Below are 22,328 nucleotides of genomic sequence, written 5' to 3'. Positions count from 1 at the left end.
AGTTATATAAGTTTATTTAATTTTGCTCTGTGCCTTTAAACCTTAGGAATATAAGTTTATTTAAATAAAACTTTGTCCCTCTGAACCTTTGCACCTTTGTCTTTCAAAAATCATACATGAATAATTTCATCATCAATCAATAAATCTTCACGGCGCAAACGAAGGAAAATTTGCGCTACGGCGATTGTATCTTTTTCACAATACGTTATAATTCGGTCTATGTCTTTTTCGACATAATAAACGTGTGCGACCTGACTTCCATCAATATCGCCTTTTGGCGATGGGACTCCGAGAATCTTGGTCAAAAGCTTTAAAGAAGTAAAATGCTTATAATCGCCAAACTTCCATAATTCTAAAGTATCAAGATGTGCAATTTCCCAAGGTTTTTTGCCGAATAAATTCAGCTTGTCCGGAATTGCGATTTGGTTGATAATCATACGACGTGCGATAAACGGAATATCAAATTCTTTTGCATTATGTCCGCATAAAAGATGCTGCGGCTGATTGAAATGATTGTTCAGCAGATTATTAAAGTCTTTCAGGATCTTTTTTTCTTCTCCAAAAAAGGAAGTTACCCTAAAATTGCGAACATCTCCTTTGATCGTAAAATACCCAACCGAAATACAAATAATTTTTCCGAATTCTGCCCAAATTCCGGCGCGTTCGTAAAATTCTTCTGGAGTAAAATCGTCTTTTCGCTGATATTGCGTTTTTAAATCCCAAAGAGACTTCATTTCTTCGTCAAGAGAATTGAAGTTTTCTTCCTCCGGAACGGTTTCTATATCAAGAAAGAGAATGTTATTAAGGTTTATTTTTTCAATCATATTTTTTTGCCACGAATTTCACTAATTTTCACTAATTCTTTGTGGAGATAAATGTACAATAATTTGAATTTTTTTCGGGCACGGATTTATTAATTGAATGAATTTTCTTTAAATAAAGAGATTTTTTGAGTCATAATTATGAAAGAAAAAAATTCGTGAAAATTAGTGAAATTCGTGGCTAACACTTTTTAGAATAAACTCTGTTGTGCAGAAGGGCTTTCGTGTTCGAGAAGCCATTTTTTGCGGGACAATCCGCCGGCGTAACCGGTTAAAGAACCATTTGTACCGATAACTCTGTGGCAGGGAACAACAATCCAAAGCGGGTTTTTACCATTTGCAGATGCGACAGCACGAATTGCTTTTATATCGCCCAGCTTTTTAGTTTGATCCATATAACTCACCGTTTTTCCGTACGGAATTTCCAGTAATGCTTTCCAGACTTTTTGTTGGAATTCGGTGCCCTTTGGATTTAGTTTTAAATCAAAATCTTTTCTTTTTCCTTCGAAATATTCTTCAAGCTGCGAAACGGCATCTTTTAAAACTTTTGGTATTTTCTTTGAAACTTCGTTTGTGCCAACATCAGAAACGGAGATTATTGCAATACCATCTTCATCTCCAACTATCTTGGTGATTCCTAAAGGCGAATTAACATATACTGTTTCCATATTTTTTTACCGCAAAGGCGCAAAGGTTTATCGCAAAGTTCGCAAAGTTTTTTTAAACCATATAAGTTATGTAAGTAATTTAAGTTTTTGTTGTTTTGCAAAAGTCATAAAGTTTACATTATTGTCACCCTGAGCGAAGTCGAAGGCTTATGGAAACAAAAAGGCTTCGACTTCGCTCAGCCTGACATTCGGAGTGTTTAATAATTCTCCAGCTTAAATCGATAATTTAAAATGGTTTCGATTTTCTCGCTTGAAATAATCTTTTTGATGTTTGACTTTTCAGAACTGAATTTTGGTAAAACTAAGTTTTGTTCTTTTGCTTTTTGAGTATAATAATCTTCTCTTGATGGATGAAAAGGCGCAGCGGCGTTGAAAACTTCATTCCATTTTGATTGGCTTATGATTTCTTCAATGATTGCGATGCAGTCTTTTTGGTGAATTAAATTTATTGGAGCATCTGGATTTTCAAGGTTTTCTTTTCCAGCTAAAAACTTAACCGGATGACGGTCTTCTCCAATTAATCCGCCGAAACGCAGGATTGTGGTTTCGAAGTTTTGATTTTTTTGAAGAATTGCTTCTGCTAAAACCAATTGTTTTCCACTTTCAGTTTCCGGATTTGGTGTTGTTTCTTCAGTAATAAATTCGTTTTCATCTCCATAAACAGAAGTTGAACTCACAAAAAGGACTTTTGAAATACTTGATTTCTCAATAAACGGAATTAGGTTTTCGATTTTCTGAACAAAAACCTTTTTAGATTCTGATGAAACAGCTCGCAATTTTGGCGGAATGTCAATAATCAGGATTTCGCTCTCGGCTAAAAAATCAGTAATGTTTTTAGATACATTTTCGCTTTCAAGTATTCCTTCGACTTCGCTCAGGATGACAAGAAACGGATTTATTCCAGCATTTTCTAAAATAGAAAGTTTATTTTCAGAAGTTGTAGATCCTTTTACCGAATTTCCTTTTTCGATTAGCCTTTTTGCTAAAGGCAGTCCTAACCAGCCGCAGCCTAATATACTTATTTGTTTCATTTCTTTTTTTGGAGGTTCAAAGGGGCAAAGATACAAAGGTTCAAAGGTTTTTTGTTTCACGCAGATTCTGCAGATTCTGCAGATTTGAGCAGATTTTAAAATCATTTTAATCCTTTTAATCTGTGGCGATAAATAAAAAACTTTGCGTCTTTGCGTCTTTGCGACTTTGCGAGATTAAATCAAATTTAGCGTAAATCTAACTTTGTCTTTTCCTTTTGCGCCAATTCTATTGTAAAATTTAATTGCTCTAGTATTAAATTCAGGAGTCTGCCATTGAATGTTGACGCAGTTATTTTTAGCAGCGATTTCTTTTAGCTTTTCAATTAAAACTTCACCAATTCCGAAACTGCGGGCTTCTTCTTCCAGAAACAAACAATCCATGTACATAAAAGTGGCGGCGTCCCAAGTTGAATAATCAAAAGTATAAGAAACATAACCTACAATTGTTTCTTTTGCGGCAACGACTAAACAGAATACTTTTGGGTTTTTACTGAAAATGGCTTCTTTTAATTTTTCTTCTTTTCCTTCCGGAGAAAAATCGGCTTTCTCGAATTCAGCATGTTTTTGGCATAAAACAACCAGTTTAGGTAAATCGCCTATTTCACAATTCCTTATTGAATATTCCATTGCAGATTAATTTCGTTTTGTAGAAAATTAATAAAATGCTGAAAATAATCCGGATAAGTTTCGTTTGCTCTCGTCGCTATGAAATGTTTTCGTTTTAAGCCGTTTTTGCCCACTTTTACCGCTTTAATTGGATTATTCTTTAAATGTGGCTGTAATGCCCATTTTGCCATCGACATAACGCCCATATCGGCTTTTACCATTTCAAGAGAAGCTTCTGTTAACGGAAGCGGGGTTACCTTTTTCGGTGTTACTTTGGCTGGAGCCAAAACAAACTGATGAATTGTAACCGTTTCCATCGGAAGGGAATGAATTATCAGATGTTCGTTGATAAAATCTTCGGCAACCACATATTTTTTATCTGCCCACGGATGATTTTCTGAAACGGCCATTACAACTTCATCCTGAAAAAGTTCGGTATATTTTATATGATTGTCTTTAATAGTGTCGCTTACAATGGCAATGTCAATTGTGTTTTCTAAAAGTTTTTGCAGCGGAATATGTGTCGCTTCGGTTATAATTTTCAGTTCAACATTTGGGTATAAAAGGTGAAACTGTTTTAAAACCGGCGGAAGCCAGTGGTAACTTGAGAAACATTCGGTACTGATTCTGATTTCGCCGTATTCACCATAAACCATCTGTTTGATTTGTGTTTGCGCCTGCGAAAGCTTATCCAGAATTTCATTTGCCAAATCATAGATTTTTTCGCCAGCCTTTGTGAGCACCAGTTTTTTGTTGGTTCTTAAAAAAATGGCCGTACCCAATTGATATTCTGCTTCTTTGAGCTGATGACTCAAAGCCGATTGTGTCAAATGAAGTTTGTCAATTGCTTTTGTAATGCTTCCTTCTTCAACAATTGCTTTTATCAATTTTAGGTGGCGTATTTCCATTTTTTGAGATTTATATACAAAGGAACAAAATTTTAGACTGGCTTTTGCATGAAAAAAACTAATGCAGTTCATGAATTCTTTTCGTTTTTATGGTACTATATGAGCTGCTACTTTTGAAAAAACAAAATCATTAAAACTACATCGATATGGAAGATCAAATTAAATTTTATGAGCATAAACTAGCATTCGAAATGGATCCGTCTGATTTATTCGATGCTTTAAATAATGGCGAAAAAGTAATAGCACTTGATGCGAGAAAAGCTTTTGGGTTTGAAGCAGAACATATTCCGGGTGCGATTAATATTCCGCATCGCGAAATGTCCGAAGAAAGCACAAAACATTTAGATAAAGATATTCTATATGTTACGTATTGCGACGGAATTGGCTGTAACGCTTCGACTAAAGGCGCTTTGAATATGACAAAACTAGGCTTTAAGGTAAAAGAATTAATTGGAGGAATTGAATGGTGGAAGTTTGATGGTTATGCCACCAAAGGAATAAAAGGAATTGAATCTGGGTTACAGATTGAATGTGCTTGTTAAATAGAAAGGCAGACTTGGTTGGTCTGCCTTTTAATATTTGAAAATAAATTTAAGATTCAATTATAGCTTTTAAACTCTGAAGAATTGGATTTTCTTCGCCTTGAGGTTTTTCCTGAACCGCTCCCGGACGATTGTCTTCCTGAATTATTTCGAGTTTTACTTTTTGATTTTCTTCGGATAAAACATAACTCATTATGAAATAATTTTCGGGTTTGTCTTCTAATTCCGGTCTCGGAAAAAACAACGAATATTTTATTTTTTGATTTGGAGAAACTTCTAAAACCGTTCCCCATTGCTCAAAAACCTGACCTTCCCATTCATTCCTAAATCGGATTTCATTTCCTACTTTCCAGTCTGTGATTAAATCACTTCCATATTGCCATTGTTTGACTAATTCTGGTTTTGTCAATGCATTCCAGATTTTTTCTATTGGCGCACTTAAAAATATTGTAGAAACATTTGTTGCCATAGTATATTATTTATTGTTTGTTAGTTGTCTAACTATTTCAACAATCACTATTATAGCACCAATCAGCATATAGAAAACATGGTGGATTGATTGGTATTGACTAAAATAATCTTTTGTAAAAATTTTTCCGTTTTTAGAACTTAAAGATCTATACATCAAAATACATAATACAAAAAGCAGAAGAAATAATGTTGTTAAATCAGGGCCTTCCAAATTATATATTTATTATTCTGGTGTTGTAACTGGTTTTATTAAACTGTCTTTTGCAATTACGGCACTATCCTGAACTGTCGCAGGTTGTACTGTCGGGTTTACCGGAGCTGTATATCTTTTAATTTTTTGCTGAATCATAACCGCATCATTTAAAACAAATGGCGTTGGCATCATCCAGTCACTTCTCGGATTCACTTTCAACAACGGATTTGTCATCAAGTCGAATGAACTTTCAATTAAATCCATATCAAAAATAGACGATTTATTGATGTAGAAATCCATAACAAGCGGTTCGTTTCCTACAACATAATAACACAGAACACGCATTCCGTCGCGTTCTAAACGATTTGTTTTTTCGCCAGAAGCTGAAACGCCGTTTGCTTTAAAGTTGTAAAACGTCATTTTTGGGTTGGCGTAGATATCGTAACGGTTTACTTTTCTATTTGGAGTTATCTTGATTTTGATATATCTGTTATTACCCACAACGCTGTCTTTTAAGAAAGAAATAGTAGGTTTTGGAATATCAACAACAGGAGCAATGGCGCTGTATGTAAAAGCAGAATTGTATTTACTTGCAATAGGAAGACTGTTTAAGCCTACCGCTTTTTGGTTTTTCTGACCCAAATACGATTTAGTCCAGTCGTCAAGATTTACATCATAAGTTGCCCAAAGTGCTGAGTTTGTATTGGCATTATAAACGTAAAGTAAACTGTTTGATTTTGCTTTTCCGTGTTCGTATCCTGAATTATATCCGGCGTAGATAAAAAAGCCAATCGATGCTGCAAAGAAAACCATGATCCATGCGCCTTTTTTAGCAAAAGTATTGAATATTGGCAGTAATAATCCGAAGAGAAGAACGGTTAAAACAGCACTTCCAAAAAGTATTTTTAATCCTAAACCAATTGGAAACATGACAATAAATGGCGCAATAATCGCTAAAGCCGGAATACTGAAAATTAAATTTACGCCTAAACTGTAATGCTGCGTAAAAACAAAAATTCCGAATAAAAGAATTCCGAAATAAACCGGAATAATTAAGAATCCTGCCCCAGTTAAGCTGTTTGCTAAAAATCCGTTTATAAAAATCCAAAGTAACAAAGGCGCTACAAAATGGTTCATTGTAATTTTTGCATCAGAAAAATGGTGGTAAAAAGCGAAACAAATCGCAATGCTTAAGGTTACAAATGCGCCAATGTAAGCATGGCCATTATATGTAAATCCGTTTAAGAGATCAGAATACTGCGGATAGATTTCTAAAATAATTTTCCATCCTAAAAAGGTAACTAAACCAGCTATAATTAAAGATCCTAAAAGAGGGACGAAACCTTTGAATATTTCTCTTAAAGTAATCATTCTTTTGGCTTTTCCGATGAACATGAAAAGTACTAATAAACCAAAAGCGATTAAAGTCATTGGCATTACCCAGGAAAACGGATAACTGATGAAAGAAAATGGAGCGCTGAAATAAACATAATCTTCTGTTGAAGCCGTTTGGTTTAAATCAGCATTTGCGAAGTATCTTAATAATGGCATCAAATAAGATCCTTGATGCGCGAGAGTCATTTTATTTAAATGCTGAACATCGTCCTGTTGTGTGTGGTAATTATAATGTCCGTCGATAAAAGCGAAATTAAACCCCTGAATATTTCCCTGTTCTCTAAAAACGGTTAAGTCGGTATCGTTTGGAAGCATTTTATAAATGCTGTACATCAATGAGTTTGATACCGGATAAGATGCTTTTGCTTTTGTAAATTCCTGTACAAGTGCCTGATTTCCTTTGTTGGTTTCCATCAGCATATAACTTGGTCCGGAAGTTCCTCTTGCCTCGAAGTTTAAAACCAAACCTACATCTTTTGCCCAAGGATGTTTATTTACAAAAAGAGCAGCGCCGTTTAAACCTAATTCTTCAGCATCTGAAAAAAGAATAATAATATCATTTTTTTGAGGTTCTTTGGCATATAAAAAAGCTCTGATTCCTTCTAGTATTGTGGCAACTCCAGATGCATCGTCGCTTGCGCCTTTTGAAAAAGAATGCGGCGCACTGTCATAATGAGAAAGTAATAAAAGTGCTTTTGAACTATTTGTTCCTTTGATTCTTGCAAGAATATTTTTAGATTTTACTAAAAGTCCTTTATCATTAAGAGTAAAACCTTCCTGAACACTCGTTTCTAATCCAATTCTGTTTAGCTCCAGTTTAAGATAATTGGCTACCAGTTCATGATTTGTCGAACCCACATAATGCGGTTTTTGCGCAATAATTTCAACCTGATTTAAAGCTCGTTCCGTCGAAAAATCAGCAAGAGCTTCATCATTTTTTGAAATGTATTGCGGCATCATTGTGGCATAAATGATACCTAAAATGGCTAGAATTAAGACAACTGCCAGAATTGAGGTGGGGTTTTTTCTCATGATGAATAACTAAATTTCTTTTTTAACAAGCATATAATAATCATTGTCCAAAGATCTATATCCTTGGTCGTACAAGAAATAGTAGGTATTCCCTGTTTTGGTTTGCAAGATATTAGTAAAGAAATCAAAATCAAAACCTTTATTAATCATTTTCTCCCTAGTTGCTTTTGATTTTCCGTCAACATTTAGCTCTGACAAAATACGGTAATTTTTTCGTAATTTGTTGTTTACATTTCGCATGAAATTGTTGCTGTCTTTATTTATTTTATTGTTGTAGGCATTTCGACAATTGTCTGAGCAGAACTTTTTATCTTCACGGCCCACAAGTTTTTCCGCACATTCAAGACATGTTCTCATCTATTACGTTTTTTTAACTTGATATAAATCGGTTCTTCTATCCTTTAAAATTCGCACACTTCCGTGTTCATGTAGATCTTTCAGTAAGTCTAAATCGACATCAACAATCAGCGTCATTTCGGTATTTGGAGTTGCTTCTGCTTTGATTCCATTACTTGGAAAAGCAAAATCAGAAGGCGTAAAAACCGAAGCTTGTGCATATTGAATATCCATATTATTTACCTTCGGAAGATTTCCAACACAGCCGGCAATGGCAACATAACACTCATTTTCAATCGCACGTGCCTGCGAACAATGTTTTACTCGTGTATACGCATTTTGCGTATCGGTTAAAAACGGAACAAACAGAATATTCATTCCTTCATCTGCCAATAATCTTGAAAGTTCCGGAAATTCGACATCATAGCAAATCAAAATTCCAATTTTACCGCAATCCGTATCGTAAGTTTTAAATTCAGATCCGCCTTTCATCCCCCAATGATGCACTTCATTTGGTGTGATGTGGATTTTATAATACATCTCAGAAGTTCCGTCTCTTTTGCATAAAAAACCAACATTATACAAAACACCATTTTCCAGGTGCGGCATACTTCCGGTTATAATATTGATGTTGTACGAAATGGCAAATTCCTGAAAACGCCTTCTAATTGGATCTGAATGTCTGGCTAATTCCCGAATTGCTTCGGCTTCAGATAAATGATTGAAATCGGCCATTAAAGGCGCTGTGAAAAGTTCAGGGAATAATGCAAAATCACTTCCGTAACCAGAAACAACATCAATGAAAAATTCGGCCTGTTCAAAAAGCGCTTCAACATTATTGAGCTGACGCATCTGCCATTGAATTAATCCCAATCGAATAATACTTTTTCCAGAATTAATCAATTTTGGGCTTTCATCATAATAAACATTATTCCATTCCAGAAGAACTGCAAATTCTTTTGATTCTTCGTCACCTTCCAAATAATTTTTGATGATGCGCAGAACGTGAAAATCATTGCTTAACTGAAAAGAAAGCACGGGATCATGAAGTTCTTTATCTTTTACTTTTTCAATGTAATTTCTTGGCGTTAACTTGCCAGAATGTTGATTGTAATTTGGAATTCTACCTGCAAAAACAATCGCTTTTAAGTTTAATTGTTCGCAAAGTTCTTTTCTGGCATCATAAAGACGTCGGCCCAAACGCAAGCCGCGATAGTTAGGATGAATGAAAACATCAATTCCGTATAAAATTTCACCGTCAGGATTATGAGTCGAGAAAGTATAGTCGCCAACAATTTGTCTGTAATTGTGTCTTTTATCAACAAGTGTTTCATCGACAATAAGCGATAATGCCGAGCCTACAACGACACCGTCGACTAAAATTACTAATTGTCCTTCGGGAAATATTTTGAGTAATTTTTTTATATCGTTTGATCTCCAATAATTATTGGCCATTTCAGGATACGATTCTACCATTGAATTTTTCAATTGTTTGTAATCTTCAAATGCAAGGTTTCGTAACTCTACTTTTTTAATTTCTGTCTGCATATATGTACGATTTATCTCAAATATAGCAAAAATAATTTCCATTTACAAACGCTTACAAATAATTACAACCGAAAGTAAATAGTTTGCAACCGAATAATTTAGGAGAACGACCGCACCTTTGCCTCGTTGAAATTAATCAGCGAATTTTTATAGGAACATTTAAATAGTATATGCCATGAATGCAATGAAAAACAGAGTACAACTTATTGGTAACGTAGGACAGGATCCTGAAATTAGAACATTAGAAAACGGAAGAAAACTGGCTCATTTGAGTATCGCAACAAACGAAACTTATAAAAATGATAAAGGCGAAAAAGTAGAACAAACCGAATGGCACCGAGTTACTGCCTGGGGGAAAACAGCCGAAATCATTGAGAGATTTGTAGTGAAAGGAAAAGAAGTCGCAGTCGACGGGAAATTAACACACAGAAGTTACGATGACAAAAATGGAGAAAAGAGATATGTTACCGAAGTTGTTGTAAACGAGATTTTGCTGCTGAAATAAATAATCTCTCATTAAACGCCTCGAAACCCGATAGGTTTATTCCTAACTTGTCTGTACAACAAACCCGACAGGTTTTTAAAACCTGTCGGGTTTAACTTTTGCGATAAAATATAATTACAGTCTATAAAACAGAAGCACCATTTATATCAGTCGAAAGCACTTCGCTCATATAATCAAAAAAAGGCCTCATGTTTTTGAAAGTTTCTAAAGCTTGTTCTAAAAACTGCGGACTCAAAACTTCCTCATCTGTAAATCGTTTGATGATTAAATATTGTTTGAAACGAAGTAAATCTATGGCTTCATGATCTTTGTCAAAACCTTTTGGAGCTGTTTTAAGCTGTTCGCCTTGTAGAACTCCAAAAGTGCTTTTAAAAGATTTTGAATCCAATATTTTTTTAAACGATTCAGGATCGTGAGCAAACTCGCTTCTTATGCGTTTTAAATCAGCTGCGTTTGGTCCCCAGAAACCACCGGCAAAAAACGTGTTTCCTTTTTCTATATGAAAATAGTAACCGCCGCGTCTTGCGCTTGTTGCACGGGTATAACTGCCGCCCCAAAAGGTTTTAAACGGAGTTTTATCTTTAGAAAACCGAATGTCACGATAAATTCTATAAACGCTTCTTTTTCCGGAATGTGTTTCTAAAACATCTGTTTTAGAAAGTTCCTGAAGAAGTGCTTCTGCAAAGGTTTCAATGTGATTTAATTCGATTAAATATTTTGGTTTATTCTCTTCAAACCAAGGTTTGTTATTGTTTTGTTTGAGCTGATATAAAAAATCAAGACTTGATTTTGGTATAAGGATTTGGTTTTTCATAATGGAATAGAAGACTCTTTTAAAATCAGAAGACGAATATAATTAAAATTAAAAACCCACCAGATTTCTTGGTGGGTTTTCTATATTTCGTTAAGCAGTTTTTTTGAATAAATCAAACATGGGACAGCGTGAGCAGCGTTTGTTTTCACTTTTCTTATATTTCTCACAACAAGAAGATTTACAGTTTTCAATCTTCTTAATTCTATCAAGGATAACAGCGTTCTTTTTTTTCTTTTTATCCTTTTTCTTGTCCTTGTCTTTTTCTTTCTTGCCCACTTTTCCTCTGTATTATTAAAAACAGAGGCAAATATAAACGAAAAAAGTTATTTTTAAATATTCTAAATAAACTTTAACTTTTTTATTTTGGATTAATAGCAATCGAACTTGTAACTGTTAACTGCTGAATATCACGGTCGAACAAGTAAAGTCCACCTTTGTCGTCTCCAATTAAGTTGATTTTATCTAAGATAGATTTAGCTGTTGCTTCTTCTTCGATTTGTTCAGAAACGTACCATTGTAAGAAATTATGTGTTGCATAATCTTTTTCTTCAAAAGTAATATGCACTAATTCGTTGATAGATTGCGAAACAAAAAGTTCATGATTATAAAGTTCCTCAAACATTTCCTTAAATGTAGAATAAGATGTTTTTGGTGCTTTTAGGTCTGTAATATGAGCGTGTCCTCCGCGTTCGTTCACATATTTTATTAATTTAAGCATATGTGCGCGCTCTTCATCTGATTGTGTGTACATAAATTGAGCGATTCCCTCTAATCCGTGTACTTCAGCCCAACAAGCCATAGAAAGATAAGTTTGCGAAGATTCTGCTTCTATGCGGATCTGCTTATTTAAAGCTGTTTCAATATTTTTTGATAGCATAATGATGTCTTTTTTGTAAAATTAACAAAAATATTCCAAACCGTTTTTTGAAACCCATAAAACATTGAAACATTTGGATCAATTCTCAATAAATTTAATGGGTTTTAATTTGCCCAAAAGATGCCGGTTTCGAAAATACAGACTTATTCATAATAGGGTTTCCATTGTCTTCTCTAATAAAACCATCTGTGAATTTACGAATTATAAATTGCTTTTGAGTGTCATCATAATAGCTCAAAATAGAGTAGTCTTTTAGTTTTATAATGTTTTGAAGTAATACATTTTTATTTGTGCCTAAATAATAGAAAATGTTGTCAATTGCCAAAGGTTCTGATTTTACGGTAGTCGAAAAATCATTGTTTTCGTTCATTACTGCATCAAAGAAAACCATTTTGTTTTGTGAATAATAGGAGTTTCCGGCATCATAAAAATCATTTTGTCCGTATTCGAAATTAGAAACAATGTATTCTACATAACCTCCAAATGTCAGATAGCTGTTTTTTCTATTTTCTAAAACAGAAACTCCAACACTTAAGTCAGATAATTGTTTCAGAAATTTAGCTGTAGTTTTTAATTCCTGAGGTTTGTTATTATTTGTTTGAAGAAATAAAGGGGAATTTTTAAAACGTATAGTATCATTTTTTGATACCGAAATGTTTTTAAGCACTTTTCCTGACTCGAAATCTTTTATATCAAATAAAAACTCTTCGCTGTTAGCCTTAATTTGATAGAGTTTGTTTTGATTATAAAATGAATTGGAAGTTTTAGAGGTTTTAAGAGAAACAGGCTGATTAAAATTTTTCTCAGTAATTTCCAGTGTTTTTATGTTAAGATCAAAAACCTGTGTTTTTTGAAAACTATAGTCAAATGTCAAAATAATATGATCGTCGAGGACATACATTTTGTTTATGTTTGAAGCTTTATCAAGAGGATTAAAATCATTTAACTCCATTTTTTGAATGGGATAATATCGAATAAGGGAGTTAAAAGTTAAATTTTGTCCTTTTTCGGTTTGAAATTTAAAACCTGAAAAATCGAACATTTTTATTTCACAGTTTCCATTTTTAAATTCATAAAGCAGAAGATGCTGCTGGCTTTTTTCTTTGGCGAGAACGTAAAAATTATTGTTTTTTTGAAAACTTGTTATAATATATTCATTGCTTTCCGGAAAATCAAAATTTAAAGATCGCGAAGTTTTTGTCTCCAAAAAATATTTAACGATCCTGATATTTTTTGAATCCAAAGAATTCCAATACAGCAGCGGATTACCATCTTCATTAATGCTACAGCCAATTAACGATCTGTTTTCTACATTTTTTATAGAATCAGTAAATTGATTGGTGAGAAAAAGTGATTTGTTATATTTTAAAATACTGACCTTTTTATTATCTGCAGCAAAGACATAAATGTTATGGTTTTTTACATCTTCAACATTTAAAATTTGACCATCTTCTAAAGGATTTTTTAAGTTTAACGGAAATGAATTCAATACTGTCTGGCTTAACAATACTGATTTAGAAAGTAAAAGCAAAAAAAGTACAAGTTTTTTCATGGGTTTTTACGGGCAAATATTATTCCAAATTTAATGAAATAATTGTGATTATAATTTGGGCATAGAAAGAGGAGGCTTTTTTTCAAACAATAAAACACAAAAAAGCCCGAAAGAAATCTTTCGGGCTTTTGAATTAATTACTTTTTAAAAGAATTATTTTACTTTAAAAGTAACTCTTCTAGCTAATCTTCTAGCTTCATCTGAATCTTTTTGGATTGAAGTGTCAGATCCTGCAGCAACAACATTTAATCTTGAAGATGCAATTCCAGCTTGAGTTAAAATCTTTTTCACATTTTCTGCTCTTGCATTTGATAACTTCTCATTATAATCTGCTTTTCCTACCTGGTCAGCATATCCAATAATATCAAGAGATGCAGAAGGATTTTTTCTTAAATAAGATAATACAACATCAATTGCAGCAGTTGAATTTTCGATAGGAGTTGCTTTGTTGAAATCAAAGTATACACTGTAATACTTGTCATTAATCAAGTCTTTAACAACATCTCTGTCATTTGCCACATTGTTTGTTACCGGTTTCTCTACGATAACTTGTTTTTCTGGCATGTTTTTGATTCTGTTTTCAAGATCAGCAATTTTGTTGTCATACGCTGAAAGATCAACATTTTCAGAAACTACAGTCCAGTCAGCATGTTTAGTATTTTTACCTAAATAAACATTTAATCCAACTGTACCATTGAAAATTAATCCAGAGAAACCTCTGTTTCCAGGAAGTGCAGCTCCGTCAAAAGATCTGTCTTGAGATGCATTAAAAATTGAAGAGAAATCTCCAGTTAAAGCAAGTCTGTTTGATAATTTTATTTGACCAGTTACACCAGCAATAAAGTTACCCATTTCGTCTGCCCCTCTAAAATTGTCGCTTCTTAATTGAGAGTAACCAAAACCAGCATGTCCTAATAATCCAATAGTATTAGTCCATGTTTCAAAATTCATGATACGCCCTAAGTTCGCAACAGCTTGTAAATCTACTCTGTAGTATTTTGAATCAAAATCTAAAGAATTGTTTTTACCAGTAAAACTGTTATAACCAAAATCAGCTTTCAAACCGAATTTATTGTTAAACATGTAACGTACCCCAAGATCACCAACCCATGGACTTGGTGTACTTGTAAAATAGCCGTCAGAAAATGGTTTTTGAGGCTTGTTGAAACCTGCTCCAAATTCAATAGACCATTGATTAAAGTTTTTTGCACTATTGGTTTCTGTTTGTGCATTAACGCCTGTTAAGCCTAAAGCAAATGCCAGAATAATTACAGATTTTTTCATTGTAATTTGAGTTTTAAAATTTTCCCCAAACCAACGAATTTAATACTGCTTGACTATTCCAGTAAAAGGTTTTATAGTATTAAAATAAGACAAAAAGTAAGATTAGGATTATTTTTTATTCATCTGATCTTGAAGCAAATCTACAAATTGACCCACATGTAAGCCGTCCATTAAGCCGTGATGTACATGAACAGACATTGCAATAGTGCGTTTTCCTGTCTCAGAGGTTATCATTTTTCCAAAAGAAACTTTAGGGCAGCTGTCTGGAAAACTAAAACTTCGGGCGTGCGAAAGCGATGTGAAATTTAACCAAGGAATTGCCGAAAAATGAATGACATTATCGTCATCAAAAGATCTGGTGAAAAGTCCGGTTGTGTTTTGAATGCGATCAATTTCTGCAAGGGCATTTTTTTCGAAAATTTTAAAATCAGGGTTGTATTCAATTAATGAAAATCCGAAAGTGCCGTCTTCACGGCCAATTGTTGCCGAAACATCGATACGGTCATTAATATATATTTTGTCATTGGCAATTCTGTACCTGAAATTTTCGATTGTGTTTACTGCAACAAGCGTTTTATGTAAGTAGAAAATGAAAAAGGAAACCTTAAGTTCTTTGGCAGTTTCATAAGCTTTTGTACAGTCAATTTCGACAGTTGCACCAAAAAATGGTTCTTCCATTTGTTTAAAATGTGCGAAATGCTCTTTTCTGTTCCAGTTTTCTAAGTCTAAAAGTGTTTTCATTTTATTAAATTATGGACTACTTCTGTAATCTTTTCGAATGAACTAAAATGTTCGTGTTCAACTTTATGGTTTATTTTTTCGTGTTCCCAGGTGGTATGAAACGGAATGTGAACGGCATAACCGCCAATTTTTAAAACAGGCAGGACATCAGATTTTAATGAATTTCCAATCATCAAAAATTCATGTGCCTGAATATCTAAACGGCCAAGCAGTTTCTCGTAATCAATTTCCTGTTTGTCTGACATTACTTCGATATGGTGAAAATAATGACCCAAACCAGAACGATGCAGTTTGCTATGCTGATCTTTTAAATCGCCTTTTGTAGCAACGACTAATTTATATTTTCCGTGTAAAGCTTGCAGCGTTTCTTCGATTCCGTCCAGCAATTCGATTGGTTTTTCTAGCAGTTCTTTGCCGTATTGAATTATTTTTTCGATTACTTCGACCGGAATTGTATTGTTTGAAATGTTCATCGCCGCTTCAATCATCGAAAGAATATAACCTTTAATTCCGTAACCGTACAAAGGTAAATTTGCAATTTCAATTTTAAATAATTCTTGCGAAATGCCCTGATGCGAAAGATAATCTTCCATCAAAGCACAAAACTTGTGTTCTGTTTCCTGAAAATAAGGTTCGTTTACAAATAAAGTATCATCGGCATCAAATGCGATTACTTTTAAGTTTGGTATTTTGCTTTTATGTAACATATGTTTTTTTGTTTCAGGTTTTTTTTGTTTCAGGTTTCAGGTTTTTTGCCACTAATTACACGAATTGCACTAATTTTTCTGCCACAGATTAATAAGATTAAAATGATTTTTATCTGTTTGATCTGCTAAATCTGTGAGAGAACTTTTCAAAAGTTAATTAAAAAATAAATCCGTGTAAACCCGTTTAATCCGTAAAATCTGCGGGCCAATTATTTAGAAAACAACCTCTTCAAAGAAATCGTCTTATCATAAAAGGTGATTCGGATTCCGAAAAGTAAAACGATTCCGCCGAAAACCATTTGTAAAGTTATTTTTTCTTCTAAAAATAACCAAGCTAAAATAGAGGTAATTACAGCCTGACTCAATAAACTCAATGAAACTCTGGTTGCACGCATGTGCTGCGTGGCATAACTAATCGAAAGCCAGGCACACAATTGGCAAATCACGGCTTGAAGAACCAGTACAAACCAGCCTGTATTTGAAAATCCTGTAAAAGGTTCGTTTAATGAATAACAAAGAATTCCCAAATAAACGCTTGAAGCCAATAAACTAATGGTCATAAACGATAAAACATCGACTTGAGAAAGTACATTTTTGCTAACCAAAAGATAGATCGAATATAAGATTCCGGATAAAACAGCAAACAGAAAAGCCTGATTGAAATTCAAATCAATAAAAAACTCAAATCCAACCAAAGTCACCATTCCGAATAAAGAGACAATTGTCCCAATCCAAAAGTTTGTCGCGGGTTTTGATTTTAAAAATAGAAACGAACCAATTCCTACCCAAACCGGAGATAAATTTGTTAGCAAAGATGCCTGAGTTGCGCTGGAATCCTGAATGGCAATATTCCAAACGGCAACATCCGAAGAAAATAAAACACCGCAAAGCATTGCCAAAAGTGCAAATTTCAAACTCGGAAGCTTAAAGTTTTTACTTAAAACAACATAAGGTAAAAGTAAAACGACTGCAAAAAACATTCGGTAAAAAGCCGAAATTAATCCTGGTGTTAAACGTAATTTAACCAATATAGGAAAAATCGAAATGCAGAGTATACCGCAGATTAAAGCTAATCTTGGTTTGGTGATTTTCATTATTATATTTTTTGCTAAGTTCTTGTTTTTAATAATGTGAATCAAGGATGAAAATGTGCCGTTAGGCACAAAAAAGGTATTTTAATAATCAAGATTAAAAATGTGCCGTTAGGCACAAAATATCGGTAGAAAAAATAAATTGGAATAAATCCAGCGTGCCGTAGGTACGCAATGTTTATTGTTGTTGCGTACCTACGGCACGCCAATGAATATCGAACCCAATTGTCTACCGATATTTTGTGCCTAACGGCACATTTTTACCTTTGATTCTATTATAATAAAGAGGATTAAATTTGTTTTTGTGTGGTATTATGCATTCATGATTTTCCGGCAGGCATTGTTAATTTCCTTATCAGAAAATTGCCCGAGCGTTTCTGCCAGCATTTTACTGCTTCTAATGGAGTTTATCATTCTGATTCTCAGATCTTGATCATCGCCCATTTCAGTTAACAGAATTGTCTCGAAAATTTCAGACAAATATTCGGGATGATCTCTAAAATCATCTACAAACCAAAGGTCTGAAAGGAATTTTGCCATTGCTGTCATTACAGCCGTTTCTTTTGTTTTTTCATTTTCTCTAGTCATTTCGAAAATATTAAACGCACGAAACCCTTGCTTTAGGTGTGACTAAATATCCGAAGATAGATTTAGGACAGTTTCCTGTTCCTTCACCATAACAAGGGTTCGCTTATTGTTAACTTTTAATAAGATTTATTGAAAGTCTTCAGTATTTAGTCGAAACAAATGTACAACTAAAAAATTAATATGTAAGAAAATACATTTATTTTTTATTCCTGCAAGGTTTTCAAAACCTTGTAGGTATGGCAATTTATTCAAACCTACAAGGTTTTGAAAACCTTGCAGGACGCCCAAAATAAACTTAAAGAAGATAAAAAAAAGATGTGCAATAACACATCTTTTAAAATCTTTAGTTTACAGTCGCTCCATTTGGCGCATCAGCATCAGGATTTACAAAAACCAATTTTCCTTCGGCATTTGTTGTCATTAAAATCATTCCCTGACTTTCAACACCGCGTAAGGCTCTTGGCGCTAAATTGGCTAAAACAGAAACACGTTTTCCGATGATTTCTTCTGGAGAAAAACTCTCGGCAATTCCCGAAACAATTGTACGAACGTCAATTCCTGTATCAACTTTAAGAACTAAAAGTTTGTTTGCCTTTGGCATTTTTTCGGCCTCAAGAATAGTTCCAATACGAATATCCATTTTGGCAAAATCGTCAAACTGAATTAAATCTTTTTGTGGTTCAGCTTGTTTATTTTCGGCAAGGTTAGCAGTTTTTGTAGCTTCCAATTTATCTATTTGTTTTTGTATTTCTTCGTCTTCTATTTTTGCGAAAAGAACATCTGCCTTTTCAGTTTGAATGATGTGATTTGGAGAAATTAACTCAGATGCATCTGCAATATCATTCCATTTTAAATTACCGTCTAATTTTAAAATTGAACTTAATTTTTTAGCTGTAAAAGGTAAAAAAGGTTCAGATAAAATGCTTAAAGCAGTTGTAATTTGCAAGGCAACAAACATTTGAGTTTTAACTCTTTCAGGGTCAGTTTTAATTAATTTCCATGGTTCTCCATCTGCAAGATACTTATTTCCAAGACGTGCTAAATTCATTAATTCATTTAATGCTTCTCTAAATCTGTAACGCTCAACAGAACTTGCAATTACTGCCGGATAAGCTTTTAATTCAGCCAAAGTTGTTTCATCAACTTCATTAAAATCATTTGGACTCGGAACAACTCCATCATAATATTTTTGGGTAAGAACAACAACACGATTAACAAAGTTTCCTAAGTTATCTGCTAATTCATTGTTATTTCTAGCTTGGAAATCTTTCCAGGTAAAATCGTTATCTTTTGTTTCCGGAGCGTTTGATGTTAAAGCATAACGCAAAACATCTTGTTTCTCTGGAAAATCTTCTAAATATTCGTGTAACCAAACTGCCCAGTTTTTAGAAGTCGAAAGTTTATTTCCTTCTAAATTCAGGAACTCATTTGCCGGAACGTTGTCTGGTAAAATATAACTTCCTTCGGCTTTAAGCATTGCAGGGAAAATGATACAGTGAAAAACAATATTGTCTTTCCCGATAAAGTGAACCAGTTTCGTTTCTTCATCTTTCCAATATGGTTCCCAGTCTTTTCCTTCGCGCGCTGCCCATTCTTTCGTAGACGAAATATAACCGATAGGCGCATCAAACCAAACATATAATTTTTTTCCTTCGGCACCTTCAACCGGAACATCAATTCCCCAGTCAAGGTCGCGTGTTACAGCACGAGGCTCAAGTCCGCCATCGATCCAAGATTTAACTTGCCCGTAAACATTAGGTTTCCAGTCGTTTTTATGGCCTTCTAAAATCCATTTGGTTAAGAAATCAGAATAACGGTCTAAAGGTAAAAACCAGTGTTTTGTTGCTTTTAAAATTGGAGTTTCTCCTGTAATTGTCGATTTTGGATTAATTAAATCCGTAGCATTCAAAGTCGATCCGCAATTTTCACATTGATCTCCATAAGCTCCATCATTACCACATCTTGGACAAGTTCCAACCACAAAACGATCTGCCAAAAACTGATTTGCTTTTGCATCGTACAATTGCTCCGTTACTTCTTCAATAAAATCACCTTTATCATACAAAGTTCTAAAGAATTCTGAAGCTGTATCATGATGAACTTTAGCCGAAGTTCTTGAATAATTATCAAAAGAAATTCCGAAATCAGAAAATGATTTACGAATAATTCCGTCATATTTATCGATAACTTCTTGTGGCGTAACTCCTTCTTTTTTTGCTTTCATAGAAATTGCAACACCGTGTTCATCGCTTCCGCAGATAAAAGCAACATCTTTATTTTGCAAACGCAAATATCTCGAATATATATCCGCAGGTACGTAAACCCCCGCCAAATGCCCAATGTGGATTGGTCCATTAGTATAAGGTAATGCCGCAGTAATAGTATATCTCTTTGGATTTTGTATCATAACTCAATTTTATTGAGTGCAAAAATAAGCAATAGAATTGAGATTTTGTTATTACGCAAAGATTCGCAGAGAGTTTTCGCAGAGATTCGCGGAGTTTTTTATTTTTTGAATCTCGCAAAGTCGCAGAGCCGCAAAGTTTTTTAATCTAAGTTGCTCAATTGCCTCCAGCTTTAGCTGGAGGTTACATGAAGATAATTTGTGTGGCTTTAGCCAAAACGCATATTTTGGCTAAAGCCGATTTTGAAGGCAATCATAATTTCATCCAGCTAAAGCTGGACGCAATTAAATAAAATACTTTGCGTCTCTGTGACTTTGCGAGATTATTTCGCAACAACAACAAAAACCTTTGTGAATCTCTGCGGTAAAACCTCATAAAATAGAACCAGTTTAAACTAGCATTACAAGTAAAATCTTCAGGATTTATTTCGCAATCTTTGCTTTCCGAAAAAAAACAAAAAAACAAGTTTATGAGCAAGACAAAATTAATCATCAATAAAAACGGATCGATCAAAATAGAAGGTGATTTTGAAATCATGGATCCAGAAGGAACTCTTTACGGTTTACAAGGAAGATCTGCACTTGGGCTTTGCCGTTGCGGATTATCTAATAATAAACCATTTTGCGATGGAGGTCATAGAAACAATTTTGAACATGATTCTGTTGCGTTTGATTTACCGCCAATGAAAACGAACTAAATATTTACTTAGTTTTGAATATAAAAAAAGCTGCATTTTTTGGATGCAGCTTTTTTTATATTTATGAAGAGCTATTTTCAGGATAATTTTAACTCAGTTTCAATTCCGATTTCTGATAGTTCTTTTTTTAATAAAGTAAGTCTTAATTCGGAACCTTTGTCAAAAGGTGATGTAATATTTTTTTTAAACTGCATTAATTTTTCATTGCTTAAACCCAATTTAGTTTTTAATAAAAGCAGTTTTGTATTGTCGAAAAAATTATTTCCGATTAAAATCAAATTCCAAATTTTTTGCTCTTCTTCATATAGTTCAATTATTTTTTCAAGACTATATGAAGATCCATATTGAGTTTGCTTTCCTGTTTGTTTATCGACTATAATTGGTGAGTTTCCTGCAATTGCGTATTGAGTTTCTTTTGTTTCATGATAAAGTCTTGAAGTATAACAAAAAATCCATGCATATGGTTTTTCAATTGTAAACTGATCAAGAATAATAAGTGAATCATCGCCTGAAAAATTAGAATTTGCTAATCGGTCAGATACAATTTTTTTGGCTTGTTCGAAAGTGAGCATAATAACGAATGTATTATATATACAATTCCCCTTTCATCGTAATTATCGAAGAACCGCCTACTAAAATATCTTCTTCACGGTTCATGACTTCAATCATTGAGGCTTGTTTTAATTTTACACCTTGAAGAATTTTATATTCCTTTTCGGATTTAGTGAATTTTTTTTGGGTTAAAAAGCCAATTAAAGGGCCTGCAGCCGTTCCTGTCGCCGGATCTTCATATATCCCGATTATTGGGTTAAAAAATCTTGTTTCGACTATATGTTCCTGGCCTTCATCGGCAATGGTGAAACAATAAAAGCCTTCAAAATTATATTCTTTTGAGATTTCGATTAAGAGTTGGTTATCTGGAACACAGCTATTGAGTAATTGACTGTTTTTTATGGGAACCATCGTGTGTGCAACTTCTGTTTTAACTATTGTTGGGACAAAAGCATTTACATCTAAATCTTCAATTTTTAAACCGAGAGCTATTGCAATTCTATAAGTTGGAATTTCTTGTTTGATAACTGCCGATTTTTGATGCATTTGTACAACCGGATAAAAAGTAACGGGATCAAAACTTACCGTTAACGGAATTGGAGAACGTTTCATAATTACAAAAAGTTCGCTTTCGTTTTGTTCGTCAAAAATGGGCATTCCTTTTAGCAGAGCACCGCAGACTGCACCTAATAAATTATGTCCTGCGCCGTCGATTTCAATTCCGGTTGGAGTAAACGAACGAACATTCAGTGCTTTTTTTTCTTTAGAATAATAAACGAATGAAGTTTCAGAATAGCCAAATTCTTTAGAAATATCCTGATAAGTTTCCAGTTTTAGATTTCCATCGGTAAAAACCACCGAAAGCGGATTTCCTTTGTAGCTCTCGTTTGAGAATACATCTAAAACATAATATTCTAATGCTGTTCTTCCTTCCATTCCTTCTAGTTTTTTAATTCTTTTATAG

At 33.8% G+C, this 22,328-nt stretch carries 24 protein-coding genes; 4 read left to right on the top strand and 20 right to left on the bottom strand.

The window, feature by feature from the left end; translation table 11 throughout:
• Window positions 1-110 precede the first annotated feature (110 nt).
• The 5 genes from BUE10_RS13605 to BUE10_RS13585 all read right to left on the bottom strand — a co-directional run bounded on the left by BUE10_RS13605 (window position 111) and on the right by BUE10_RS13585 (window position 4,034).
• Complete coding sequence (locus BUE10_RS13605; RefSeq protein WP_073485903.1) at window positions 111-824, bottom strand: 3'-5' exonuclease; 714 nt, start codon at window positions 822-824, stop codon at window positions 111-113.
• Between the two features lie 188 nt (window positions 825-1,012).
• Window positions 1,013-1,489: a methylated-DNA--[protein]-cysteine S-methyltransferase gene (locus BUE10_RS13600; RefSeq protein WP_073485901.1), complete on the bottom strand. Its 477-nt coding sequence runs from the start codon at window positions 1,487-1,489 to the stop codon at window positions 1,013-1,015.
• Between the two features lie 197 nt (window positions 1,490-1,686).
• Complete coding sequence (locus BUE10_RS13595) at window positions 1,687-2,520, bottom strand: NAD-dependent epimerase/dehydratase family protein (RefSeq protein ID WP_073486140.1); 834 nt, start codon at window positions 2,518-2,520, stop codon at window positions 1,687-1,689.
• A 174-nt stretch (window positions 2,521-2,694) separates the two neighbouring features.
• On the bottom strand, window positions 2,695-3,147 hold the full coding sequence (locus BUE10_RS13590; RefSeq protein WP_073485899.1) for a GNAT family N-acetyltransferase: 453 nt from the start codon (window positions 3,145-3,147) through the stop codon (window positions 2,695-2,697).
• Complete coding sequence (locus BUE10_RS13585) at window positions 3,132-4,034, bottom strand: LysR family transcriptional regulator (protein WP_073485897.1); 903 nt, start codon at window positions 4,032-4,034, stop codon at window positions 3,132-3,134. Before BUE10_RS13585 ends, BUE10_RS13590 begins: the two co-directional genes overlap by 16 nt.
• A 146-nt stretch (window positions 4,035-4,180) precedes the next feature.
• On the opposite strand from BUE10_RS13585, the gene BUE10_RS13580 reads away from it, so the two are divergent.
• Window positions 4,181-4,576 carry a rhodanese-like domain-containing protein gene (locus BUE10_RS13580; protein WP_073485895.1) on the top strand — a complete coding sequence of 132 codons (396 nt, stop codon included), beginning with the start codon at window positions 4,181-4,183 and terminating at the stop codon, window positions 4,574-4,576.
• A 49-nt stretch (window positions 4,577-4,625) separates the two neighbouring features.
• Here BUE10_RS13580 and BUE10_RS13575 read toward each other — a convergent pair whose 3' ends face one another.
• From BUE10_RS13575 to BUE10_RS13560, 4 genes are all read right to left on the bottom strand, one after another.
• The gene (locus BUE10_RS13575) at window positions 4,626-5,045 is read right to left on the bottom strand and encodes an SRPBCC family protein (protein WP_073485893.1); all 420 of its coding nucleotides are present in this window, start codon (window positions 5,043-5,045) and stop codon (window positions 4,626-4,628) included.
• A 225-nt stretch (window positions 5,046-5,270) separates the two neighbouring features.
• The gene (locus tag BUE10_RS13570) at window positions 5,271-7,667 is read right to left on the bottom strand and encodes a M28 family peptidase (protein ID WP_083598085.1); all 2,397 of its coding nucleotides are present in this window, start codon (window positions 7,665-7,667) and stop codon (window positions 5,271-5,273) included.
• Window positions 7,668-7,676: 9 nt separating this feature from the next.
• A complete protein-coding gene (locus BUE10_RS13565) occupies window positions 7,677-8,024 on the bottom strand; it encodes a hypothetical protein (protein ID WP_056199732.1) in 348 nt (115 codons plus the stop codon).
• A gap of 3 nt (window positions 8,025-8,027) precedes the next feature.
• Window positions 8,028-9,551 (bottom strand): carbon-nitrogen hydrolase family protein, encoded by a 1,524-nt coding sequence (locus BUE10_RS13560; RefSeq protein WP_073486137.1) that lies wholly within the window; start codon window positions 9,549-9,551, stop codon window positions 8,028-8,030.
• A gap of 175 nt (window positions 9,552-9,726) precedes the next feature.
• On the opposite strand from BUE10_RS13560, the gene BUE10_RS13555 reads away from it, so the two are divergent.
• On the top strand, window positions 9,727-10,056 hold the full coding sequence (locus tag BUE10_RS13555) for a single-stranded DNA-binding protein (RefSeq protein ID WP_073485892.1): 330 nt from the start codon (window positions 9,727-9,729) through the stop codon (window positions 10,054-10,056).
• A gap of 121 nt (window positions 10,057-10,177) precedes the next feature.
• Here the strand turns inward: BUE10_RS13555 and BUE10_RS13550 are convergent, their stop codons facing one another.
• The 9 genes from BUE10_RS13550 to metG form a co-directional block, all read right to left on the bottom strand.
• The gene (locus BUE10_RS13550) at window positions 10,178-10,870 is read right to left on the bottom strand and encodes a DUF2461 domain-containing protein (protein WP_073485890.1); all 693 of its coding nucleotides are present in this window, start codon (window positions 10,868-10,870) and stop codon (window positions 10,178-10,180) included.
• A 358-nt stretch (window positions 10,871-11,228) separates the two neighbouring features.
• Window positions 11,229-11,747, bottom strand: coding sequence for a ferritin (locus tag BUE10_RS13540; protein WP_073485886.1), 519 nt, complete (start codon window positions 11,745-11,747; stop codon window positions 11,229-11,231).
• A 94-nt stretch (window positions 11,748-11,841) separates the two neighbouring features.
• The gene (locus BUE10_RS13535) at window positions 11,842-13,299 is read right to left on the bottom strand and encodes a hypothetical protein (protein WP_073485884.1); all 1,458 of its coding nucleotides are present in this window, start codon (window positions 13,297-13,299) and stop codon (window positions 11,842-11,844) included.
• Window positions 13,300-13,452: 153 nt separating this feature from the next.
• Window positions 13,453-14,583, bottom strand: a complete 1,131-nt coding sequence (locus tag BUE10_RS13530; protein WP_073485883.1) for an OmpA family protein — start codon at window positions 14,581-14,583, stop codon at window positions 13,453-13,455.
• Window positions 14,584-14,691: 108 nt separating this feature from the next.
• The gene (locus BUE10_RS13525) at window positions 14,692-15,324 is read right to left on the bottom strand and encodes a chloramphenicol acetyltransferase (RefSeq protein ID WP_073485881.1); all 633 of its coding nucleotides are present in this window, start codon (window positions 15,322-15,324) and stop codon (window positions 14,692-14,694) included.
• The gene (locus BUE10_RS13520) at window positions 15,321-16,031 is read right to left on the bottom strand and encodes an HAD family hydrolase (protein ID WP_073485879.1); all 711 of its coding nucleotides are present in this window, start codon (window positions 16,029-16,031) and stop codon (window positions 15,321-15,323) included. Before BUE10_RS13520 ends, BUE10_RS13525 begins: the two co-directional genes overlap by 4 nt.
• Before the next feature lie 209 nt (window positions 16,032-16,240).
• Window positions 16,241-17,125, bottom strand: a complete 885-nt coding sequence (locus tag BUE10_RS13515) for a DMT family transporter (RefSeq protein ID WP_073485877.1) — start codon at window positions 17,123-17,125, stop codon at window positions 16,241-16,243.
• 309 nt (window positions 17,126-17,434) lie between these two features.
• Window positions 17,435-17,710, bottom strand: coding sequence for a hypothetical protein (locus BUE10_RS13510; RefSeq protein WP_073485875.1), 276 nt, complete (start codon window positions 17,708-17,710; stop codon window positions 17,435-17,437).
• Window positions 17,711-18,053: 343 nt separating this feature from the next.
• Window positions 18,054-20,117, bottom strand: a complete 2,064-nt coding sequence (metG, locus tag BUE10_RS13505) for a methionine--tRNA ligase (RefSeq protein ID WP_073485874.1) — start codon at window positions 20,115-20,117, stop codon at window positions 18,054-18,056.
• 158 nt (window positions 20,118-20,275) lie between these two features.
• Between metG and BUE10_RS24350 the strand changes: the two genes are divergently transcribed.
• Window positions 20,276-20,407 (top strand): hypothetical protein, encoded by a 132-nt coding sequence (locus tag BUE10_RS24350; RefSeq protein ID WP_255369123.1) that lies wholly within the window; start codon window positions 20,276-20,278, stop codon window positions 20,405-20,407.
• A gap of 177 nt (window positions 20,408-20,584) precedes the next feature.
• On the top strand, window positions 20,585-20,812 hold the full coding sequence (locus tag BUE10_RS13500; protein WP_073485872.1) for a CDGSH iron-sulfur domain-containing protein: 228 nt from the start codon (window positions 20,585-20,587) through the stop codon (window positions 20,810-20,812).
• A gap of 77 nt (window positions 20,813-20,889) precedes the next feature.
• Here the strand turns inward: BUE10_RS13500 and BUE10_RS13495 are convergent, their stop codons facing one another.
• Together BUE10_RS13495 and BUE10_RS13490 are read right to left on the bottom strand one after the other, a co-directional pair.
• Window positions 20,890-21,384: a YrhB domain-containing protein gene (locus BUE10_RS13495; RefSeq protein WP_073485870.1), complete on the bottom strand. Its 495-nt coding sequence runs from the start codon at window positions 21,382-21,384 to the stop codon at window positions 20,890-20,892.
• A gap of 13 nt (window positions 21,385-21,397) precedes the next feature.
• Window positions 21,398-22,300, bottom strand: a complete 903-nt coding sequence (locus BUE10_RS13490) for a PhzF family phenazine biosynthesis protein (RefSeq protein ID WP_073485868.1) — start codon at window positions 22,298-22,300, stop codon at window positions 21,398-21,400.
• Between the last annotated feature and the right edge of the window lie 28 nt (window positions 22,301-22,328).

It is taken from the genome of Flavobacterium sp. CF108 (assembly GCF_900129795.1).
Taxonomy (GTDB): Bacteria; Bacteroidota; Bacteroidia; order Flavobacteriales; family Flavobacteriaceae; genus Flavobacterium.
Note: the sequence above shows the minus strand (reverse complement) of the source record. Positions and strands in the feature narration are given on the sequence as shown.